This window comes from Chitinophaga fulva, assembly GCF_012927205.1.
Taxonomy (GTDB): Bacteria; Bacteroidota; Bacteroidia; order Chitinophagales; family Chitinophagaceae; genus Chitinophaga; species Chitinophaga fulva.
Window position 1 is genome coordinate 394,223 of sequence record NZ_JABBGC010000003.1, and the last position, 17,404, is coordinate 411,626.

Here is a 17,404-nt window from a genome sequence, read left to right on the forward strand (position 1 = left end):
TTATAATACTGCCGACAGCGCCGGCACTATTAGTACCTTACAAAATAAATTCATTATTGGGAGAACTGCAAAAACCATGAAAAAAATTACTTAACTGTTGTTCTTTCATACACAATTCCTAATACAACCCACCCCCGCTGGAAGATTCTTTCTATATTTGCGCTTCATAAAACAGGTAATGGGGATCATCCGAAAACAGAGCTTTTATTCATCCATATTCATCTACATAGGGTTTGCCTTCGGCGCCGTCAATCTGATCATGCTGATGCCGAAGATCTTCTCCAAAGAAGAAATCGGCCTTACCCGCGTACTGATCGATGTCAGCACTCTTCTGGCCACTGTGGCCTCCCTCGGCGCAGTACCGGTGATCAATAAGTTCTTCCCCTTTTATCACGACTATCTCAAACCGGAGAAAAATGACCTGCCCAAACTCACCCTGATCGTATCATTGATAGGCTTTGTGCTGTTTGTGGCGTTCTCTGTTATCTTCAAAGGACTGATCATCCGCAAGTTCAGCGGCAATTCTCCGCTGTTCATCACTTATTTTTCCGCCATTTACCCCCTCACCTTCTTTATACTGGCCTTTAACATGCTGGAAGGCTTTGCCTGGGGCCTTCATAAAACCGTGGCGTCCAATTTCCTGAAGGAAGGCGGTATCCGTATTATCTCTACGGTGATGCTGCTGGTTTTTGCTTTTGCCCATATCAGCTTTACACAATATATCAATGTGTTCAGCCTCCCGTATGCTGTTGCTGCTATCGCGCTGATGGTGGTATTATGGCGTACTGGTCAGCTGAAATTCAGCAGTGGCGGTATCAGCAACGTTACCCGCCGGCTGGGAAAACGCATGTTTGTCTTCAGCAGTTATGTATTTTCTTCCAATGTGTTTACCCTGCTGCGGAAAACCAACGACATCCTCATTATCTCCAGTATCAGCGGACTGGAAAATGCGGGGCTATTTTCCTACGCCACATTTGTGATCAGCTTTATGGAAGTGCCGCAGCGCAGCATGTACGCTATTACCACCCCCATTCTGGCCACGGCCTGGAAAAACAGGGACATGGCCAAAATACAGGAACTGTATACCAAAAGCTCCATCACCCTGTCCATCGCCGGTGTCGGGATATTCGGGGCGATATGGCTTTCTGTCAGTAACCTGGTGTTATACCTCGGTCCGGGATGGCACCTGATCGTTCAGATCATCTTCATCCTTGGCCTCGCCAAAATGATAGACCTCATCACAGGCATCAACAACCAGATCATTCAAACCTCCAACTACTGGCGCTTTGATTTTGTCAGCTCCATTGTGGTTGTGTTCATCTCTTTCTTTTGCAATTTATACCTGCAAAGGCGCATCGGCACTGTTGGTGCGGCTTATGCGGACCTCATCACTGTCGCGATCTTTAACCTCGCCCGTTATCTCTTTATCTGGATACGGTTCGGTATGCAACCGTTAAGCCTCAAAACCCTGTGGGCATTGCTGCTGGGCATCGGAGGCGTGTTGCTGGTGCAACAGCTCCCGTTCATGTTTAACATGTATATAGACACCATCGTCCGCTCAGTCCTTTTCATGGGCCTGTTCGGTGTTGCTGTGATCAACACACGCTTGTCAGAAGATGTCAACAATGCCTGGGTAATAGTAAAAGGAAAGATAGGGCTGCGCTACTAGAGCCTGCCACCACCGGCGAAATACCGTTTCCAGTACGGTTCATTCAGATCACTGATCATAACGCCGTTACTGGTGGATGCATGCACAAATTTATCATTATCGAGGTAGATGCCCACATGGGAAATACGTTTGTGGTGGATCTTGAAGAACACCAGGTCTCCTTCCCGCAGGTCACGCTCTTTTAAGTGTTGTCTTACTTTGCTGTACAGTTCTACGGAATTACCGGTCAGCGCAAACTGGAACACAGCGTTCACTAATGTATTCACAAAACCCGAACAATCAATACCGTCGCGGGTTTTTCCACCCATTCGATAAGGTGTGCCCAACCATTGTTCAATAAAATTGTACAGGTTGTAGTTTAATACACTTTCCACCGGAACATCCAGCACCTGCGCATATTTGAACTGCCAGCTCTGGGCGTTTTCCAGGTTGGCGCTTGCATAGGTAATGTTTTTACCGATGTTCACATTTTTATTGGCACTATAGGAGGAATTGTTGTGGGAGCGGCCCGGCGCATCGATATGGTCTAAAAAGGTGATGCGGCGCGCCTCAGACACCGTAGGCGCAGTACTACGCTTAGCAGTACTTTTTTTGATGGTAGAACAGGAACCTAATGCCATTGCACAAACCGATAATTTCATCCATAAATGTCCCTTAATTCTCATCATAGTGTCTGGTTAAAAAAATTTTGCGCTAAAATATTGATTTATGACTAATTATGAACGCAAATAATGGATTTTTATTGAACCAAATTCTATCGTACTTTTGACGCCTGACGAAACAGCTTAGCAGATGATCTTTTCCCACTTACACGTACACACGCAATTTTCATTACTGGATGGTGCAGCCGATATCAAATCACTGTACAAAAAAGCCATGGCCTCCAATCAGCCGGCACTGGCCATCACCGACCATGGAAATATGTTTGGTGCCTTCCAGTTTGTGGCAGAAGCGTATAACAACAAACTCAATCCCGGTGATCCAAAGGATAAAAGACTCAAAGTAAAACCTATCGTTGGTTGTGAGTTCTACCTCGTGGAAAACCGCCACAAACGTGCCTTTACACGCGAAGAGAAAGATATCCGTTACCATCAGGTGTTACTGGCCAAAGACGACGAAGGATACCGCAACCTGATCAAACTCTGCTCTCTTGGCTATATGGAAGGCCTCTATGGTAAATATCCGCGTATCGACAAAGAGCTGATATTACAATATCACAAAGGCCTGATCGCCACCACCTGCTGCCTCGGCGCCTCTGTGCCCAAAACCATCCTGCGCAAAGGAGAAGAAGAAGGTGAGAAGGAATTTAAATGGTGGCTCGATATTTTCGGTGACGATTTCTACGTGGAAATGCAGCGCCATGGCATCCCAGAACAAGACCAGGTCAACCAGGTATTGCTGAAATACGCCGCCAAATACAACGTAAAAATTATCGCCTCCAACGATTCCCACTATGTGGACCAGGCAGATGCCAACGCACACGACATCCTGCTCTGTATCAACACCGGCGAGAAAAAAAGCACGCCTACCAATAAAGAATTCTCTGACGAGGAAGGGGCGCCTAAAAATACACGCTTCGCTTTCTATAACGATCAGTTCTATTTTAAGACAACGGAAGAAATGTCCGCGCTGTTCCATGATCTTCCGCAGGCGATAGACAATACCAACGAGATTGTGGACAAAGTGCAGCTGCTGGACCTGAAGCGCGATATCCTGCTGCCCAACTTCCCCATCCCGAAAGAGTTCTTCACGCAGGACCAATACCTGCGGCACCTCACCTACGAAGGCGCCCGCACCCGGTACACGGAAATGACCGCCGATATTGAAGAACGTATCAACTTTGAGTTGCAGGTAATCGAAAACATGGGTTTTGCCGGTTACTTCCTCATCGTATCCGACTTCATCAAAGCCGGCCGTGACCTCGGCGTATTCATCGGCCCGGGCCGTGGTTCCGCCGCCGGTTCAGCCGTAGCGTATTGTATCGGCATCACCAATATCGACCCGATCAAATACAACCTCCTGTTCGAACGTTTCCTGAACCCGGACCGTAAGAGCATGCCCGATATTGATACGGACTTCGATGATGAAGGCCGTCAGAAAGTAATTGATTACGTAGTACAGAAATATGGCCGCAACCAGGTAGCACAGATCATTACCTACGGTACCATGGCCGCCAAAATGAGTATTAAGGACGTTGCCCGTGTGATGGACCTGCCACTGCAGGACTCCAACGGACTGGCCAAACTGGTACCGGACAAACCCGGCATACAGCTGGACCGTATCTTCAACGCCCCACTGGACGGCGACAAGAGCCTGGCCGATAAAGAAGGTCTCGCTGGTGAAGATATCGAAAACGTAAAACGCCTCCGTGAACTGATCAAAGGTGAAGACCTGCAAGGCGAAGTACTCCGCGAAGCCTGCGTACTGGAAGGATCTGTCCGTAACACCGGTATCCATGCGGCGGGTATCATCATTGCCCCGCAGGACCTGTACGACCTCATCCCTGTATCTACCGCTAAAGACTCTGACCTCCTCGTTACCCAGTTTGAGGGCAGCATCATCGAATCTGCCGGCGTCATCAAGATGGACTTTTTGGGGCTGAAAACCCTCACCATCATCAAAGGTGCACTGGAACTGATCCGCATGAACCACGGCGTGGAAATCGAAATCGACAATATCCCGCTGGACGACGCCAAAACATATGAACTGTACCAGAAAGGCGAAACAAACGCCACGTTCCAGTTCGAGTCGCCCGGTATGCAGAAATACCTCCGCGAACTGAAACCGGACCGTTTCGATGACCTCATCGCGATGAACGCCTTGTACCGCCCGGGACCACTTGAGTACATCCCGTCCTTCATCCGCCGTAAACACGGACTGGAGCCGGTGACCTTCGACCTGCCGGACATGGAGGAACACCTGAAAGAAACCTACGGTATCTGCGTATACCAGGAACAGGTAATGTTGCTCAGCCAGAAACTGGCCAACTTCTCCCGTGGTGATGCGGACATCCTCCGTAAAGCGATGGGTAAAAAACAAATCGCCGTACTGAACAAGATGAAGGCCCAGTTCATGGAAGGTTGCTCCTCCCATGGCTACGACCTGAAAGTCTGCGAAAAAGTATGGACTGACTGGGAAGCCTTCGCATCTTATGCGTTCAACAAATCGCATGCTACCTGCTATGCGTTTGTGGCCTACCAGACTGCCTATCTCAAAGCCCACTACCCTTCCGAATATATGGCGTCTGTACTGAACTGCGCCAGCAACATTGAGAAGATCACCTTCTTCATGGAAGAATGTAAACGCATGGGCATCGACGTATTGCCGCCGGATGTGAACGAATCCCTGAAAGGTTTCGCGGTGAACAAAAAAGGTCAGATCCGTTTCGGCCTCGGTGGCCTGAAAGGCGTAGGTGAAGCTGCCGTGGAAAACCTCCTCGAGGAAAGGAAAAAAGAAGGCGCTTTCAAAACAGTATTCGACTTTATCAAACGCGTCAACCAACGCGCAGTAAATAAAAAATCACTTGAGGCCCTGATTATGTCCGGCGCTTTCGACTGCTTCCCCGAATTCCATCGGGCACAGTATTTCCATAAACCGGAAACCGAGCCGTTGACCGGTCTCGATAAAATCGTGAAGTTCGGCCAGCAGGTTTCCGCAGGCTCTTCCAACCTTGGCAGCCTCTTCGGCGCCGAAGACATGCCGGACGTGGAACCGCCTAAAATACCCAACTGCGACCCCTGGCCGCTGATCATGAAACTCAACAACGAACGGGACATTACCGGTATCTATATCTCCGGCCATCCGCTGGATGACTACCGTTTTGAACTGAAGCACTATCACATGAACACCGTGCAGGAACTCGTTGATTACCAGGCCGAAATCAGCACACCCGGTGGCTCCGGAGGCCGTTCCCGTGAACGCAATTTCCGGCTGGCGGTATATGTGACCAACGCCCAGGAAAGGATTTCCCGCAACAACCGGCAGTTTGGTATTATGACGATCGAAGACTACAGCGGCAAATTTGAATTTGCCCTGTGGAGTGAAGACTTCATCCGGTTTGCGCCTTACCTGAAACCCGGCCTCTGCCTGTTTATCAACGGCGGGTTTAAATCCAAGCGCTTTAATGACAACGAATACGAGTTTAAGGTAAATAGCATCCAGCTGCTGCAGGAAGTAAAGAAAACACATACCAAACAGGTGTTCCTCGCTACTTCCCCTAAACTGCTGAACCACGAAACGGTAGACTTCCTCGTGGAAAACATCAACCGCTATCCCGGCAGCAGTCAGCTGCATATGCAGCTCGTGGATATAGATGATAACCTGCAGGTAAAACTGCATACTTTCAACAGGAACATTGAGATGAATGACGAGTTGGCGCAATTCCTGCGAAAACAGCCGGACCTCGATGTCTATATCGATATAATCAATAAGTAGGATGTCAAAAAAGCAGTAATTTGCACTCGGTTCAAGTTTTGATCATATACACCAGTAAACAATCAAAAACAATCATTAATAAACACCTTTAAATTATAATATCTTATGGCTTTAGAATTCACAGACGCGAACTTCCAGACGGAAGTGCTGGATTCCGATAAATTAACTGTAGTTGATTTTTGGGCAGAATGGTGCGGTCCCTGCCGGGCTATCGGACCAGTTATTGAAGAACTGTCTAAAGATTATGCTGGTAAAGTAAACATCGGTAAAGTAAATGTTGACGTGAACCCGCAGATCTCTATCGACTACGGTATCACCAGCATCCCTGCTATCCTGTTCATCAAAGGTGGCCAGGTGGTAGACAAACAGGTAGGTGCAGTGCCTAAATCTGTTCTGGAGAAAAAAATACAGGCCAACCTGTAATGATATAAACGAAACTGAGTGATGAAAAGGCCCTTCCGTTCTTCGGAAGGGCTTTTTTATGCCCTTCCCTTTCCACTGTGACGAAATTCCGGTTCCGCTACGTATATTACACCATCATCAAAGCCAGAAAAACCATCTGATTCATCTCAAATAACAACGATCTTTGCGCCACACATTTATTATCCTGTTTACCTTACTTTACAGCCTGACCGCTATTGGTCAGCGCCAATGCGGCACCGCCGTTGCCCTCCAGCAGCGGGTGATCGAACATCCTTCCCTTCAACAAGTGATCGACAACAATGAAAAGAAAATGCAGCTTTTGCAGCAACGCCGCATGATGCGCGTACAAACCGAAGCGGTGCCGCAAAACGTCACTATTCCCGTAGTGGTGCATATCGTACTGGACGATCCAACCCTGGTCACCGATGCCCAGGTCATGTCACAAATAGCCGTGCTCAATCAGGACTATAACGCCACCAATCCGGATGTAAGCCAGGTACCACCTGTATGGCAACCTATCATTGGTAATACCCGCATCAGTTTCTGCCTGGCCCAGCGTACGCCCGGTGATGAGCCCACCACAGGCATTGTCCGCGTTAAAACAGCCGCAGGTCAAAGCTTTAGTATCAGCGGTGGCGCCCCTGACGCGAAATACGATCAAACCGGTGGCTCCGATGCCTGGGACACCCAAAAATATCTCAACATCTGGGTAACACGCCTCTCCGGTAACTACCTGGGCGTAGCAGCCCCTCCCGGTAATGGCTACCCCGCTGAACAGCTGGGCGTAGTGGTGCTCTACACCGCTTTGGGCACCACCGGCAGCGTAGGCCGCATCTACAATCTCGGTCGTACCACCACCCATGAAATAGGCCACTTCTTTGGTTTGAAACATATCTGGGGTGATGACGGCGGTACCTGCTCCGTAGATGACGGTATCTCCGATACCCCGTTACAGGGCGACAATACCTACGGATGTCCCTCTTTTCCCAAAACTGATAATTGCAGCCCCAATTTCCCGGGGATCATGTTCATGAACTACATGGACTATAGCGACGACGCCTGTATGCACCTTTTCACCGCCGGCCAGACAGGCCGGATGCGGGATGTGCTAGAAAATATCGTCAGCAGCCTGATGACCTCCAACGGCTGCACGCCCGTGGTGCTGCCGCAAAACGATGCCGCGCTGACAGCCGTCAGCGGCGTCAGTGGCAAACTTTGCGACAACCGCATATTGCCGCAGGTGACCCTGCGCAACAAAGGCACCAATGCCCTCACGGCCGTACGTATACTGTACCGGCTCAACAACGGCGCCCTGGTCAACTACAACTGGCAAGGCAACCTGCCCAGCCTGCAAAGCGTCAACGTTCCCCTGCCCGCCTCGCAGGTAGCGGTAGGCGCCTATAACCTGCAAGCCTATACGCAATCACCCAATGGCCAGCCAGACGCTAATGTGGCCAACGATACCGTCGCCAGCCGCTTCCACTTCGATGCGGAAGCACAACTGCCTTTTGAAGAAGGCTTTGAACAGGACAGCTTCCCGCCACCGGGATGGGACCTGTATAATCCCGACCGCAGCTTCACCTGGGAGCGGGACCGCAACGTGGGGCACAACAGTAAAGCCTCGGCACTGGTACGTAACAAGGGATATAATGTAAATGACCAGACAGACGACCTGATCACTCCCGTGATGGACCCGCAGGCACATGACTCCGTTTTCCTTTTCTTCGATGTGGCCGCAGCCGTTTACTCCGATCCCAATATGACCGGCAACGTGTGGGACACCCTACAGGTGCTGGTAACCAAAGATTGCCACCAGACAGGCGCCATCGCCTACAGCAAATGGGGCAAATACCTCATCACCCGTCCTGGTGCCGTGCAGGATGAGTTCATCCCCGGCAACAACGAATGGCGCCGCGACTCTGTGGACCTGACAGCATTGGTGGGCAAAGACAAGTTCCAGGTGGCCTTCAGAAATATTTCAAATGCAGAGAATAACATATATATAGACAACATCAGGATTGTTACCAAAGATATCAATCCCGAGTTGCGCGAAGCCGGCGTACTGATACATCCCAATCCTACCGATGGGCTGGTATGGATCAGCTTCTACGAACGGCCGGCCGATCTGCTGCAGGTGAACCTTTATAACACTGCCGGACAACTCATCGCTTCCAAACCCGGTAATGCTATTGGTGCCAACAACCGGATGACCTTTAATTTGGTAAATGAGCCAAATGGTGTTTATTTTGTAAAATTAATTTACAGGAACAGGGCCAACACCATTAAATTAATGAAAGTAAGATGACGATGAGACAAGATTACCCGGCAGTTCAGACACTTCTTCAGCAACCTTCTCTGGATACTGACCTGAAGAACATTGCAGAAAAAATCCTGCGTCAGGAAAGAATTACGCCCGCTGAAGGGCTGACCTTATTTGAGAAAGGCGACGTGGGCTTTTTAGGCGCACTGGCCAACCACGTACGGGAACGTATGCACGGCGATAAGACTTACTTCAACCGTAATTTTCATATTGAGCCTACCAACGTATGCGTTTTCACCTGTCACTTCTGCTCCTACTCCCGGCTGTATAAAAACCGCGAGGATGGATGGGAACTGAGCGTTGACCAGATGCTGGACATCGTGAAAAGCTATGACGGGCAGCCTGTTACGGAAGTTCACATTGTAGGCGGCGTACATCCCAAGATGCAGCTGGACTTCTTCGTGGAACTGATCAAAAAAATCAAGGCGCACCGCCCTGATCTTCATATCAAAGGTTTTACGGCTGTGGAACTGGACTATATGTTCCGCAAAGCCAAAGTAAGCGTAGACGAAGGGATGCGCATCCTCAACGAAGCAGGCCTGCAATCCATGCCTGGCGGCGGCGCCGAAATTTTCCATCCTGACGTGCGCGCTAAAATCTGCCATGACAAGGTAGACGCTGATGGCTGGCTCGCTATCCACCGCGCCGCGCACAACCGCGGCATGGTGACCAACGCCACCATGCTGTACGGCCATATCGAATCCTATGAGCACCGTATCGATCATATGGAACGCTTACGTCAGCTGCAGGATGAAACACATGGCTTCAATACCTTTATCCCGCTGAAGTTCAGAAATAAAGGCAACGATATGTCCGATATCCCGGAATCATCTATCGTGGAAGACCTGAAGCTGTATGCAGTGGCCCGTTTGTATATGGACAACTTCTCCCACATCAAGGCTTACTGGCCCATGCTGGGAAGAAATACCGCACAACTGACCCTCTCCTTCGGTGTAAATGACCTGGATGGCACGATCGATGATACCACCAAGATCTACAGCATGGCCGGCGCGGAAGAACAAAACCCTTCCATGAACACCGCCCAGCTGGCCCACCTGATCAAACAAGCCGGCAGAAGGCCCGTTGAACGCGATACCGTGTACAATGAAATCAAAGATTATACAGACGTTGTTTTCTCCGATGAGGAACTACTACTGACTAAATAATATCCTTATGCAGCTACCGTTCAAATACCTGTTGATAGCCGCCCTGTATGTATCCGGCTGTAACAACAATTCCGGCAAAAACAACAGTGCCGCCACCACAGATACCGGTACCGCCACCACCGCCGGCACGGAATCTCCCACACAGGTCACTTCCAACGGCAGCGAATTTAAAAAAGAAGCGTCCCTGGCATTCCTGTCTAAAAACAAGGCAGACACCATCCGCAAAATAGATATCCAGCTGGCACAAACCGATCAGCAACGGGAAGACGGGCTGATGTACCGTAAATCCATGACCGATGATCAGGGTATGCTGTTTATCTTCCCGGATATGGAAGAACGCTCTTTCTGGATGAAAAACACCTACATCTCCCTCGATATCATCTACCTGGATGATAAACTGGAGATCGTGTCTATCCAGAAATATGCCACCCCACTGTCAGAACAGAGCCTGCCTTCCTTCAAGAAAGCACAGTACGTGCTGGAAGTCAACGGTGGTTTCTGCGACAAATACCACGTCAATTATGGCGACCACGTTGTTTATCACAAATAAACATATAAAAGAGAAGCCCCGGCAGACGCCGGGGCTTTTTTTGCTTGATACATATTTGATCGCTAACATTATAGCCTTTAAAGACTATCCTTCATTTGCCACCCGCAGAATGTGCAGCTGGGTTTTACCAGCAGGCACCTCCCAGTCGATGGTGTCGCCGGTACTGTAGCCCAGCAGGGCTGTACCTATAGGCGAAAGGATAGAAAGTTTCCCCAGTTGAATATTGCTGGCAGCAGGCAATACCAGCTGTACTTCCCGTACAGCACCGCTGCGTTCATCTCTGAATTGCAGCGTGGAATTTACCTGTACCACATCACCGGGTACTTTTGTTTTCCGGATAACCGCCCTGTCCAGCTCCTCTTTCAGCTTAGCTGTACCGGGAGCGTGGTAACAAAGTGTTTTCAGAATGTCGTAATCATGTTGGGACACTATAATCTGTTTCTTTTTCATAAAAACAGGTTTTTAATCAATTAATTAACTGACTGCCCCGGAATAAGTGCCGCTCCGGCAGAACGGCCGTTGTCCGGCGCGTAAATTTCTTCATATGATCGTATATCCGTTCTCGTTACTCTTCTGTAAAGTGCAGCAGGGTTTACCTGTTCAGGCGTTGCGAAACCGCAGGCGCCCATCAGTTCAGCCAGTGCATATATGGTGTTGCGGTGGAAATTGGCCACACGCTCTTTTTTATCGGTCACATTTACGCCCCGGTACAGGGTTGGGTCTTGCGTAGCCACGCCTACCGGGCAGCTGCCGCTATCGCATTGAAGCGCCTGTATGCAACCCAGTGCCAGCATCATGCCTCTGGCGCTGTAGCATGCGTCTGCACCTAATGCCAACACTTTCATAATGTCGAAACCGGTGATGATCTTGCCACTGGCCATAATGCTGATATGCTGTTTCAGGTCGTACTTCTTCAGCATGTTCACCACAAAAGCCAGTGCATCGTACAAAGGCATACCGATACTGTCCGTGAATTCCAGCGGAGCCGCACCAGTACCCCCTTCTGCACCATCTACCGTAATAAAGTCGGGGTAGATACCAGTGTTGGTCATGGCTATACAGATACGCTCAAACTCATCCTTGCGGCCTACGCACAATTTGAAACCTACCGGCTTGCCACCGGAGAGGGTACGCAACTGTTGCACAAACGACAGCATCTCATACTCGTTGCCGAAGGCAGTATGCGCTGCCGGCGACAGCACGCTGACACCCGGTTTTACCTTACGGATAGCGGCAATTTCCGGCGTATTTTTCGCTGCCGGCAGTACCCCGCCCTTACCAGGTTTGGCGCCCTGGCTCAATTTCAGTTCCACCATCTTTACAGCTGGTTCTGCAACCGTTCCGGCATATACCTCCGGAGAGAAATAACCTTTCTCATCGCGGCAGCCGAAGTAACCGGTACCGATCTGCCAGATCAGGTCACCGCCATGTTGCAGGTGATACGGACTAACGCCACCTTCCCCGGTGTTATGGGCAAATCCGCCCACCTGTGCGCCACCATTGAGGGAAAGGATAGCTGTTTTACTCAGCGCACCGTAACTCATTGCGCTGATGTTCAGTAAGCTTGCATTGTAAGGCTGACTGCATTGTTTGTTGCCGATCGTTACTCTCAGCGCATCCGGTTTTACTTTCGTCGGAAACGCTGTATGTGCGGCCCATTCGTAACCCGGCTCGTACATGTCGGCCAGGGCGCCGAAAGCAACGGTCTGTTTTACGTCTTTCGCACGCTGGTACACTACCGCACGTTGGCGACGGCTGAATGGCCGCCCGTCTGTGTCAGACTCGAAGAAATACTGCCGCATTTCCGGCCTGATGTGTTCCAGCAGATAACGCAGTCTCCCCAACAGAGGATAGTTGCGCAGCAGGGCATGTTTGCCCTGGAAACGATCAATCAATGTCAGCAAAGTGACACCTACGGCCACCGGTAATAAAATCCATCCTGTTAAATAACCGCGATAAAGGCTTGCAGCCACGCTCACATCCAGCAACAGGCATAAAAGATAAACTGCCCATCGTGCTATCCGATGATTCATAAAACTTATTTTATAAGATTGTTTTGGAAATTGCTAAATGGATTATAGTACCAATACAAGCGTAGAGGTATCATCCCCCCGGGTACAACTGTTACGATGCTAGAAGTTGCCCGGGCTTAATTGTTGAAGTCTTTTGGACAGGATAAAAACGGCAACAGGAACCCGCCCGTACAAATACGGTGTTGGCTACAGCAGGTCAATATGTAAGTTGCCTTGTTCACTTATAATGAATGAACAGCAAAGATAGGCCTTTTATTGATATCCGCGCACTATTTGGTTAATTCCGCTGCGGTAAATGCTTTCTGGCGACCATTAAATTGTTTGCGGACACCCTTGATATCATCTGTGGACACCTTACCGGCATTGTTGTTCCACGCACTGCGTAAGAACGTAAGCAGTTCAGCGATATCACTGTCACTGAATTCATCACTGCCGCCAATACCCGGCATATCTCCATTGATTTCAGGTGCTTTATACAGTTTGCCATGTACTTCCACCGGACCAGTAAGGCCATACAACACGATAGCGGCAAACTTGCTTTTGTCGCCGTTCACCCAGTTGCTTTCATTCAGCGGTGGCGCCATAGACGCAATACCATTGCCGTTTTTACCGTGACAGGTCTGGCAAACGGTGTTAAATATTTTATATCCTCTGGGATACTTCACGGCCAATGCGTCCATTTTTTTGGCGTTGGCGGCATTGTCCATATTCTTTAGCACGGCGTGCAGCTGTTTATTCAACGCCAGTGTGGTATCCGGATTGAATGCCTCCAGTTGCTTCAGCAGCGCAGCTTCCCGGTTAACGGCATTATTGACAAGCGCCGCTGATGTATAACTGTCACGCGCATACGCTTTCATCAGTTTTCCTTCGAGACGGCTGGCCGCAGCTTTATCTGCCTTGCCCAGCGCGGGCAACAAATACGCTACATACGGCGCAAAGAAAGGTTTATCTGCCAGCGTGTCCAGCTTCGCCACCGCAGCTTTCGCGGTCTTACCATCCAGTACGGAAGGCAGTGCGGCCAATGCCTGTACTTTGTAATCATCGCTGCCCTGCTCCAGTATCACGGCCAGATCGGCATATGTTAACTGGTGCAGTCCTTCCAACGTCCAGAGCGCATGTACCTGCATCAGCGGCGTACCGTTACCGGACAACGCGGTACGCAGTTCCGGTACCAGCGCGGTTAAACGATGATCTATAATATACTGTTGCGCTTTATCACGCAGCGCACCATTGGGATGATTCAACAATTGCAACAGCTGGTCCTCCTGCACCAATATCTTCTTCGGATGCTGTCCTGCCGGAACAATGCGGTAAATACGGCCACAGCTGAGCGGCTGCGTCAGTTCCCGCATTTTGATTTCGTTCTTAAGATAAGTGGTGATATAAGTTTTGTGTTGCAGGATGCCCCGGTACATATCAGTGATATACAACGCGCCGTCGGGGCCGTTGTACAATCCGGTAGGTCTGAAACGCTCGTCAGTGCTGGCCAGGAACTCTTTGCCCTGGTATGCTTGTTTTCCGGTAACGGTATAACCGCTGTCTTTTAAAATATTCCGTTTGATGAGATTCGCTGATGGTTCCGCTACGAAAGCATTACCGGCATAGTCAGCGGGCAGGAGATTGCCCCGGTAGATAACCGGTCCGCAGGCAGCGGTAAACTCTACCAGCCGCAGACTGTCGTCCAGTATCCCTTTCATATAGCCTCTGTTTACTCCCGGAGTAGGGTGCGCCGGATAAACGTGGTTATCTTTTACTATTTTCTGATCATAACCGGCAGCATTCTGCTGATGCGGGTTTTTACCCCCCATTCCCGCAGGGAAATAATCCCCCAGCAGATTTTCGGAGTTATTATTATAATAGAGCCGTCCTTTGTCATCCTGCGTAATGCCCCACTGACCGCGGAAAGTAGTGGCTTCTTTCAGCCATTTGTCGCCCACTTTGCGGTAACGGCGGTCTGATTTGGCATTGTATATCCAGTTGTCCAGTCCCCGCAAAAGCCCGTTGGGCTGATGTTCCACATTACCGCCCGCAGCATACGTACTGTCCACCAGTATCTTTTTGCCGGGCTTATCATTGTTATTTTCGATGAACCATAATTGCGGCGGAGTGGCCACCAGTACGCCATTTTCCACGAGGCATACCCCCCTGGGCAATACCAGCGAATCCAGGAACACCGTCCGTTTGTCCATCACACCATCGCCGGTGGTATCTTCCAGTATCACAATTTTTCCGTCCGGTTTATCTTCGCCGGTACCGCTGGTATCCGGCATGAAGCCCATCATCTCCACTACCCACATCCTGCCACGGTCGTCGAATACGGTGCTCACCGGGGCAAAGACCATCGGTTCAGTCGCTACCAGCTGCACTTCCAGCCCTTTATCGACCGTCATGGCGCCAATGGCGGCTTTACCATCCAGCACGGGGGATTTGTCGAACTGCTTGCGCATGGCCAGCGAATCCCGTTCGTGTTTACTCATCCGGTCTTGCTGTTGTGTTTGTCCGCAGGCAAACCATGCCAGGGAAATCGTGGAAATGATCAGGTATTGAAGACGGCCCATGTATTTAATTCGATTGCAAGCGATAAAAATACATCTCTTGCGGTTTTTTGCAACTATTTTTTGATCAGGGGTAAAATCATTTAGAGATTTGGTTATTTCTGAATGCAGGCATTTAGCCGGCTAATTATAATGGTAGGTCATATGAGTGATAACTCCTTGTTTTTCCTGTCAATGTGAAAATATTGGCAGCAATGGAGAAACATCCATCATAAACAGCCCCGCTAAATATCTAAATGATAAAATTAACCAAATGTTAAAATGACTTATCTTCGTCGCCTTATTGCATACATTTTACGATTTATTTGCATTTATGGAACGCTTTCAGGGCTTAATAGGCATCGCTCTTATTTTGGGTATTGCCTTTTTGTTTTCCAACAACAGGAGTAAAATCAATTATCGACTGGTGCTGAGTGGTATTACGTTACAGGTAGTAATTGCGCTGCTGGTATTCAAAGTTCCTCCTATCACCTGGTTTTTCCAGCAAGTAGGCCACGCTATGGGTAAACTGGAAGCATTTGCACGTCAGGGTGCCGCTTTCGTATATGGTGGCATTGGCGTATCCCAGCCTCCCACGGGCACTATAGCCGACTATGCCAGCGGCGGATTTGTTTTCGCTTTTAATGTAACTGCCACCATTATCCTGGTGTGTGTACTGGTAGCGGTGTTATACCACTTCGGTATCATGCAGCGGATAGTAGCGGTGATTGCGCGTGCCATGAACGTGGTGATGCGGGTGAGTGGCGCAGAAGCGCTCAGCAACGTGGCCAGCGCCTTCGTTGGCCAGGTGGAAGCACAGGTAATGATCCGTCCCTATCTCAATTCCATGACCAAAAGTGAGATACTCGCTTCTATGAGCGGCAGCCTTGCCTGTATTGCCGGCGGTATCCTCGTAGTATATGCCAATATGGGCTTCCAGGCCGGTATGGACATTGCGCCGTTCTTGATCACCGCCAGCCTGATGGCCGCTCCCGGCGCACTGGTGATCTCCAAGATCGTATTTCCGGAAACGGAAGAAAGTGTGACCATGGGCCGCGTGAAAATGGAGGTAAAAAGTAACTATACCAACGTCATCGATGCCATCTCCCACGGCGCCGGCGACGGTTTTAAAATAGCCATGAACGTAATCGCCATGCTGATCGGCTTTATCGCACTGATAGCGCTGCTCGACTGGTGCCTGATCCATCTCGGCCACCTGGTGGGCCTGAGCTTCGACCTCAGCCTGGACTGGATCTTCGGTAAACTGTTTACCCCGATGGCATGGGCCATGGGCGTACCCAATCAGGATGTGAACAATGTGGCCACTTTGCTGGGGCAGAAGCTTACGATCAATGAGTTTGTGGCATTCAAAAGCATGACCAGTCACAGCATTAAAATAGAATCAGCCAAAGCCATCACCATCGTGACCATCGCCATTGCCGGGTTTGCCAACTTCAGCAGCGTGGGCATGCAGATCGGAGGTATTGGTGAACTGGCGCCGGGCCGTCGTACTGATTTGGCCAAACTGGGACTGAAAGCGCTGCTGTGCGGAACACTGGCCAGCTACCTGTCAGCCACCATTGCCGGTATCCTGCTGTAACCATTTACGGATTTTGATATTTAAAGGCTGCACAATATTTAAATAGTCAAATAATTAAATAAAAAGGGAAGGCCCGTATGAATTATCATACGGGCCTTCCCTTTTATATTTTCTACGTGTTTGATCAAACAGACTGCATGAATGGGCTGAATAAGACGCAGCGCTACCCCTGCTTAAAAAGTCAAATTTCCTTAAGCATTGTTTTCCTGCGATCAGATCAGTGTTCGTCACCGGGCAGTCCCGGTCATTACAGGTTAGAGTTCCAGTCTTTTCACCAGGGAAGCCTGAACGGCTGTCCACGCGTCGAGGTTACCGGATTCTTCCCAGTAATTTTTCATTTCTGATGCGCCCAATATTTTGTTTACAGCAGCAACAGCCTGAACTCTCAATCCCTTTGTAGCAATCAGGTTCAGGATATCCAGTTTATCCAGCGGATCTTCAGGGAAGTCTTCGCTGGGTTTGCCCATCAGTGCTGCCACCAGTTCAGCGGCGGCTAATCCTTCTTCGCAATCAGATACTTCCAGCGTTTCGGTGTTGTTGATGATACGTGCCAGTGTGTCAGTCACCAAACCACCATCTTTGCTGTCGATCACGTCAAAAACCCAGTCTTGTGATCCATCATTTTCAAAATTCCTGGTGCCCCATGCGCCCATAGTGTGTAATGTTTTTTATTTT

At 49.6% G+C, this 17,404-nt stretch carries 12 protein-coding genes; 7 read left to right on the forward strand and 5 right to left on the reverse strand.

All coding sequences use genetic code 11. From position 1 onward, the window contains the following. Nucleotides 1-178: 178 nt before the first annotated feature. Nucleotides 179-1,669 (forward strand): lipopolysaccharide biosynthesis protein, encoded by a 1,491-nt coding sequence (locus HHL17_RS24895; RefSeq protein ID WP_169227557.1) that lies wholly within the window; start codon nt 179-181, stop codon nt 1,667-1,669. Here the strand turns inward: HHL17_RS24895 and HHL17_RS24900 are convergent. Next, the gene (locus HHL17_RS24900; RefSeq protein WP_169227558.1) at nt 1,666-2,337 is read right to left on the reverse strand and encodes a C40 family peptidase; all 672 of its coding nucleotides are present in this window, start codon (nt 2,335-2,337) and stop codon (nt 1,666-1,668) included. The two genes, HHL17_RS24895 and HHL17_RS24900, sit on opposite strands and share 4 nt — an antisense overlap. A gap of 124 nt (nt 2,338-2,461) precedes the next feature. Here HHL17_RS24900 and dnaE point away from each other — a divergent pair, with 124 nt between their 5' ends. The 5 genes from dnaE to HHL17_RS24925 all read left to right on the forward strand — a co-directional run bounded on the left by dnaE (nt 2,462) and on the right by HHL17_RS24925 (nt 10,562). Then, the gene (gene dnaE / locus HHL17_RS24905; protein WP_169227559.1) at nt 2,462-6,103 is read left to right on the forward strand and encodes a DNA polymerase III subunit alpha; all 3,642 of its coding nucleotides are present in this window, start codon (nt 2,462-2,464) and stop codon (nt 6,101-6,103) included. Between the two features lie 105 nt (nt 6,104-6,208). Further along, nucleotides 6,209-6,526, forward strand: coding sequence for a thioredoxin (trxA, locus tag HHL17_RS24910; RefSeq protein WP_169227560.1), 318 nt, complete (start codon nt 6,209-6,211; stop codon nt 6,524-6,526). A 163-nt stretch (nt 6,527-6,689) separates the two neighbouring features. Next, nucleotides 6,690-8,831: a M43 family zinc metalloprotease gene (locus HHL17_RS24915; RefSeq protein WP_169227561.1), complete on the forward strand. Its 2,142-nt coding sequence runs from the start codon at nt 6,690-6,692 to the stop codon at nt 8,829-8,831. Then, nucleotides 8,828-10,012 (forward strand): aminofutalosine synthase MqnE, encoded by a 1,185-nt coding sequence (gene mqnE, locus HHL17_RS24920; RefSeq protein WP_169227562.1) that lies wholly within the window; start codon nt 8,828-8,830, stop codon nt 10,010-10,012. Before HHL17_RS24915 ends, mqnE begins: the two co-directional genes overlap by 4 nt. 7 nt (nt 10,013-10,019) lie before the next feature. Then, nucleotides 10,020-10,562, forward strand: coding sequence for a DUF192 domain-containing protein (locus tag HHL17_RS24925; RefSeq protein WP_169227563.1), 543 nt, complete (start codon nt 10,020-10,022; stop codon nt 10,560-10,562). 84 nt (nt 10,563-10,646) lie between these two features. Here HHL17_RS24925 and HHL17_RS24930 read toward each other — a convergent pair whose 3' ends face one another. The 3 genes from HHL17_RS24930 to HHL17_RS24940 all read right to left on the reverse strand — a co-directional run bounded on the left by HHL17_RS24930 (nt 10,647) and on the right by HHL17_RS24940 (nt 15,153). Continuing rightward, entirely contained in the window at nt 10,647-11,012 is a 366-nt protein-coding gene (locus HHL17_RS24930; protein WP_169227564.1) for a GreA/GreB family elongation factor, read from the reverse strand. A gap of 20 nt (nt 11,013-11,032) precedes the next feature. Then, a complete protein-coding gene (locus HHL17_RS24935) occupies nt 11,033-12,595 on the reverse strand; it encodes an FMN-binding glutamate synthase family protein (RefSeq protein ID WP_169227565.1) in 1,563 nt (520 codons plus the stop codon). A 269-nt stretch (nt 12,596-12,864) separates the two neighbouring features. Continuing rightward, nucleotides 12,865-15,153, reverse strand: coding sequence for a DUF7133 domain-containing protein (locus HHL17_RS24940; RefSeq protein ID WP_240975962.1), 2,289 nt, complete (start codon nt 15,151-15,153; stop codon nt 12,865-12,867). Between the two features lie 310 nt (nt 15,154-15,463). Here HHL17_RS24940 and HHL17_RS24945 point away from each other — a divergent pair, with 310 nt between their 5' ends. After that, nucleotides 15,464-16,729: a NupC/NupG family nucleoside CNT transporter gene (locus tag HHL17_RS24945; protein ID WP_169227566.1), complete on the forward strand. Its 1,266-nt coding sequence runs from the start codon at nt 15,464-15,466 to the stop codon at nt 16,727-16,729. A gap of 254 nt (nt 16,730-16,983) precedes the next feature. Here HHL17_RS24945 and HHL17_RS24950 read toward each other — a convergent pair whose 3' ends face one another. Then, a complete protein-coding gene (locus HHL17_RS24950; protein WP_169227567.1) occupies nt 16,984-17,382 on the reverse strand; it encodes a DUF4259 domain-containing protein in 399 nt (132 codons plus the stop codon). Nucleotides 17,383-17,404: the final 22 nt, after the last annotated feature.